Origin of the sequence: Streptomyces sp. NPDC059456 (assembly GCF_042750055.1) — a bacterium.
Classification (GTDB): domain Bacteria; phylum Actinomycetota; class Actinomycetes; order Streptomycetales; family Streptomycetaceae; genus Streptomyces.
The window spans coordinates 1-4,619 of sequence record NZ_JBHYVA010000674.1 but is presented as its reverse complement, the minus strand read 5'-3'; the positions used below and the strand labels follow the sequence as shown (position 1 = coordinate 4,619).

6 protein-coding genes are annotated in these 4,619 nt (G+C 75.4%); 3 read left to right on the top strand and 3 right to left on the bottom strand.

Annotated features, from left to right (window positions below):
* Positions 1-97 precede the first annotated feature (97 nt).
* The 3 genes from ACFXA3_RS36130 to ACFXA3_RS36120 form a co-directional block, all read right to left on the bottom strand.
* Positions 98-691 (bottom strand): hypothetical protein, encoded by a 594-nt coding sequence (locus ACFXA3_RS36130; protein ID WP_385194271.1) that lies wholly within the window; start codon positions 689-691, stop codon positions 98-100.
* On the bottom strand, positions 688-969 hold the full coding sequence (locus ACFXA3_RS36125; RefSeq protein ID WP_385194268.1) for a hypothetical protein: 282 nt from the start codon (positions 967-969) through the stop codon (positions 688-690). The genes ACFXA3_RS36130 and ACFXA3_RS36125 overlap by 4 nt, the downstream gene beginning before the upstream one ends.
* Positions 970-1,118: 149 nt before the next feature.
* Complete coding sequence (locus tag ACFXA3_RS36120) at positions 1,119-2,186, bottom strand: hypothetical protein (protein ID WP_385194266.1); 1,068 nt, start codon at positions 2,184-2,186, stop codon at positions 1,119-1,121.
* 254 nt (positions 2,187-2,440) lie between these two features.
* On the opposite strand from ACFXA3_RS36120, the gene ACFXA3_RS36115 reads away from it, so the two are divergent.
* From ACFXA3_RS36115 to ACFXA3_RS36105, 3 genes are all read left to right on the top strand, one after another.
* Entirely contained in the window at positions 2,441-3,307 is an 867-nt protein-coding gene (locus tag ACFXA3_RS36115; RefSeq protein ID WP_385194263.1) for a Nif3-like dinuclear metal center hexameric protein, read from the top strand.
* Entirely contained in the window at positions 3,304-4,047 is a 744-nt protein-coding gene (locus ACFXA3_RS36110) for a zinc ribbon domain-containing protein (RefSeq protein ID WP_385194273.1), read from the top strand. Before ACFXA3_RS36115 ends, ACFXA3_RS36110 begins: the two co-directional genes overlap by 4 nt.
* Positions 4,047-4,619 (top strand): reverse transcriptase-like protein (locus ACFXA3_RS36105; protein WP_385194260.1); only part of this gene is annotated, 573 nt, incomplete at its 3' end. The genes ACFXA3_RS36110 and ACFXA3_RS36105, both read left to right, overlap by 1 nt.

The following is a 4,619-nucleotide window of genomic DNA, read 5'->3' as shown; positions in this document are numbered from 1 at the left end:
TGGTGCGCGGGTGTGTCCGCCTCCGGTCCGCGCCCCGGAGCCCCTGCCCCTCCGCGGGGGGCCGCCCCCCCCCCCGCCCGCCCCCCCCCCCGCCACGCTAGTCGGTGGGGGTGAGGGGCCGCTTGTAGTAGCGCCACGGGAACCAGCCCGCGCCCACCGGGATCCAGCCCTCCGCCTCCATCCGCCGGTGGCGCGCGCCGGAGGGGAGCGTCATCCGGCAGTGCTCCCAGGGGTGGCCGGACGCCTCCACCTCGTGGAAGAACGGGCCGTAGCCCACCATGTGCCAGCCGTCGCGCCCGGCCTCGTCCAGGGCGGCCATCTCGTTGAACGCGGTCAACCCGCCGAGGATGCGGCGCTTCGGGGCGTTCGGGCCCTGCGCGGGCGGTGCCGACGAGCCCGCGGCCGCGGCCTTGGCCGTGAAGCGCTGCTGGGCGGCCTGGCGGCTCACTCCCAGGACGCGGCCCACCGTGTCCCAGCTGTGGCCGGCGGCCCTGGCGCCCTGGACGGCCTCGCGCAGCAGCCGGCTCGCCTCCTCGGCGCCGATGCGCGAGGCGTCCAGCAGGCGCAGGTAGCCGTGGGCGTCGTGGTCGAGGGAATCGGCCAGCCCCTCGGGGGAGCCGAGGACGGCCGCGGCGATCCCTTCCCGGATCCGGTCGATCTCGGCCGGGTGCAGCAGCGGTTCGTCGTTCATCGGCGCAGTCCTTCGAGGGGTTCGAGGGCGTCGAGGACGGCCGCGTCACGGGCGGCCCGTTCGGCGGCGCCGTGGGCCGCCCGGGCGGCCAGGCCTGCCGTGCAGGCGATGAGTACGAGGCCCACGAGGATCAGGGCGATGGTGGCGTAGGTGCCGAGCCGGTCACCGAACAGCACCGTCAGGGCGGGCAGGCTCACGGCGAGCGGTAGTGCGGCGGCCATCGACGGGGTGGCGGGGAAGAGGTCCCGCTGCCGGGCCTTCGAGTTCAAGATCGACATGCGTCAAGGAAACCTTGACATGATCGCCTTGTCAAGAATTCCTTGACGCTCGGACCGGCCGCCCGGCAGGAAGCCCGCCGGACGGCAGGCAACCCGCCGGACGATGCCGGCAGGAGGCCCGCCGGCCGGACGGCGCCCCCTGCCGGGCGTCAGCGCAGCGGAGCCTGCTGGAGCGGTACGGGCCGGGGCACGGCCGGCGCCGGAGGGTCCAGCCGGACCGCGGGCGGCGGGGACACCGGCAGGGTCAGCCCGGTGATCCCGCACGGGACCTCGGGGGTGGCGTACGGAAGGTGCAGGCGGCCGTCCCGGCTCCACAGGCCCGTGCCGAGCCAGCCGTCGGGCGCGGGGAGCCGGAAGACGTGCCGGTCGGCGGCCCGCCACAGGCCGATCCCGCCGTTCTCCAGCCGGAGCGCGACCCCGCAGGTCTCGGGCATCAGGGCCTGGCCGGGCTGGACCGCGAACGGGACCCCCGCCTCCCCGCGCAGGCACTCGGGGAAGCGCACCGGGCGGGAGCTGCCCAGCACCCCCCAGCCCAGGCGCGGTTCGCCCGGGGCGTCCGAGCGGATCAGCAGCAGGCCGCTGTCGGGGTCGGCGAGCAGCAGCCGGTCGTCGCTGCCGTCCGCGATCTGGAGCAGCGGGGAGACCTCGCCGCCGCGGCCCAGGTCCACGGCGACGGCCTTGGTGGTGCCCCCGAGTTCGCGGTCCAGGGAGAGCATCCGGCCGGTCCGGTCCAGCCAGACGCCGCCGGTGCAGCGGCCCGGGATGCGGGCGACCTCCCCGAAGGGGCCGCCGGCGACCTGCCAGACGGTGGTCCCGGCGTCCGAGGCGGCCAGGGCGAAGGCGCCGCGTCCGTCCGGTGAAGGGGGCAGCAGGGACACCCGTACGCCGTCGTCCTGCGGCTCCACCGAGCCCAGCGGGAGTTCCCCGGTCCGTGGTCCTGCCGCGGCGCCGCCCGTCGGGTACAGCAGCGCGAAGGCGTGCCGCTCGGCGACCCGGCGGTGGATCAGCACCCGCCCGTCCGCCAGGGCCAGCAGCTCGCTGTCGGCCTCCTCGGGCTGCCCGAGCGGCAACGGCACCGCGTACGGCTCGGGCCCGGCCAGGGTCCAGCGCTCCGGGTAGCGGGCCTCGCCGTCCCCGGCCAGCCGGGCCGCGTACGACCCGTCCGCCGCGATGGTGAACCGGGCCGTCATCGTGATCTCGATGGCACAGACAGTCATCCGTGCGTCACCTCCGGTGAGGAAGCTAGTTTTCGCACGTCGGCCCGAACGGCACGACCTTCCGGGCTTCACACGTACGGGTGGCCGCCCGGCGGTTCGGCCGTGGCGGCGGAGGCGGTTGTGCTGTGCGGTACCCGCAGGGCGCGGGGCCCTTCCGCGAGGCCCGTACGGTCCGGGCGTTCCGGGCGGTGGGCCCCGGGAGCCCGGGACCCGTACGGACTCTGCCGCTCCCGTACGGACGGTAGCCTTGGCCTGTGCCCCGTCTCTCCGAAGTCATCGCCGCGCTGGACGTCCTCTGGCCCCCCTCGCGGGCCGAGCAGTGGGACGCCGTCGGAACCGTCTGCGGCGATCCCGACGCCGAGGTCGGCCGCGTGCTGTTCGCCGTCGACCCCGTCCAGGAGATCGTCGACGAGGCGGTGAAGCTGGGTGCCGACCTGGTCGTCACCCACCACCCCCTCTATCTGCGCGGCACCACGACCGTCGAGGCCGGCACCTTCAAGGGCCGCGTCGTGCACACGCTGATCAAGAACGACATCGCGCTGCACGTCGCCCACACCAACGCGGACACCGCCGACCCGGGCGTCTCCGACGCCCTCGCCGGCGCCCTCGGCCTGCGCATCACCGGGCCGCTGGTCCCCGACGCGAGCGACCCCGCGGGCCGCCGCGGCCTCGGCCGGATCTGCGAGCTGGACCACCCCGAGACCCTGCGGGAGTTCGCCGCCCGCGCCGCCGCCCGGCTGCCGCGGACCGCCCAGGGCATCCGCGTCGCCGGCGACCCGGACGCGCTCGTCCGCACCGTCGCCGTCAGCGGCGGCTCCGGCGACAGCCTCTTCGACCAGGTCCGCGCCTGCGGCGTGGACGCCTACCTCACCGCAGACCTGCGCCACCACCCGGTGTCCGAGGCCCGTGAGAAGAGCTCGCTCGCCCTCGTCGACGCCGCGCACTGGGCCACCGAGTGGCCCTGGTGCGAGCAGGCCGCCGCGCAACTCGACGCGATCTCCGAGCGCCACGGCTGGGGTCTGCGCACCCACGTCTCGCGCACGGTCACCGACCCGTGGACGGCGCACGCGCCGTCCGACGTTCCTTCATCTCCCTCTTCTATCTCAGGAGCCCCCAACTGAACGCCGAGCCCGCCGACCAGATCCGACTTCTCGACGTCCAGGCCCTGGACGTCCGGCTGTCTCAGCTCGCCCACAAGCGCAAGTCCCTGCCGGAGCACACCGAGGTCGAGTCCCTGGCCAAGGACCTGACGCAGCAGCGCGACCTGCTCGTGGCGGCCCAGACCCAGGCGAGCGACGCCGCCCGCGAGCAGACCAAGGCGGAGCAGGACGTCGACCAGGTGCGCCAGCGCGCGGCCCGCGACCAGCAGCGGCTCGACTCCGGCGCCGGCATCTCGGCCCGCGACCTGGCGAACCTGCAGAGCGAGGTCGTCTCCCTCGCCAAGCGCCAGGCCGACCTGGAGGACGTCGTCCTGGAGGTCATGGAGCGCCTGGAGGGTGCGCAGGAGCGGGTCACCGAGCTCACCGAGCGGGTCTCCGCCCTCGAAGCCAAGCTGGCCGACGCCACCAGCCGCCGCGACGCGGCCACCGGTGAACTCGACGCCGAGGCCGCGAAGGTCACCAAGGACCGCGAGGTCATCGTCGCGTCGATGCCGGCCGACCTGATGGCCCTGTACGAGAAGATCCGCGTCAAGCAGGGCGGCGTCGGCGCCGCCCGCCTGTACCAGCGCCGCTGCGAGGGCTGCCGCCTGGAGCTGGACATGGCCGAGGTGAACGAGATCAAGGCCGCGGCCCGCGACCAGGTCGTACGCCACGAGAACTGCGGCCGCATCCTGGTTCGTACGGCCGACTCGGGCATCTGATGCCCCGGTTTGTCGTGGAGGCCGACGGCGGCTCCCGGGGCAACCCGGGGCCCGCCGGCTACGGCGCCGTCGTCCTCGACCCGGCCACGGGCGAAACGCTGGCCGAGCGCGCCGAGTACATCGGCGTCGCGACGAACAACGTGGCCGAGTACAAGGGCCTGATCGCCGGCCTCAAGGCCGCCCGCGAGCTGGCCGCCGACGCCCAGGTCCAGGTCCGCATGGACTCCAAGCTCGTCGTCGAGCAGATGTCGGGCCGCTGGAAGATCAAGCACCCGGACATGAAGCCCCTCGCGGCGGAGGCGGCGACGATCCTGCCCCGCGCGCAGGTCACGTACGAGTGGATCCCGCGCGAGCGCAACAAGCACGCGGACCGGCTCGCCAACGAGGCGATGGACGCGGGCAAGCACGGCAGGCAGTGGGAACCCTCGGCCTCCACGGCGGCCCTGGACCGGTCCGCGGCCCGCTCGGCGGCGGCCGCGCCCGCCCCCTCGGGCCCGCCCGGCGACGCGGCGGCCGGAGCCGCGGCCGCCCGGGCCGCCCGGGCCCCCGGCCGGGCCGGCGCGGCGGCGGCC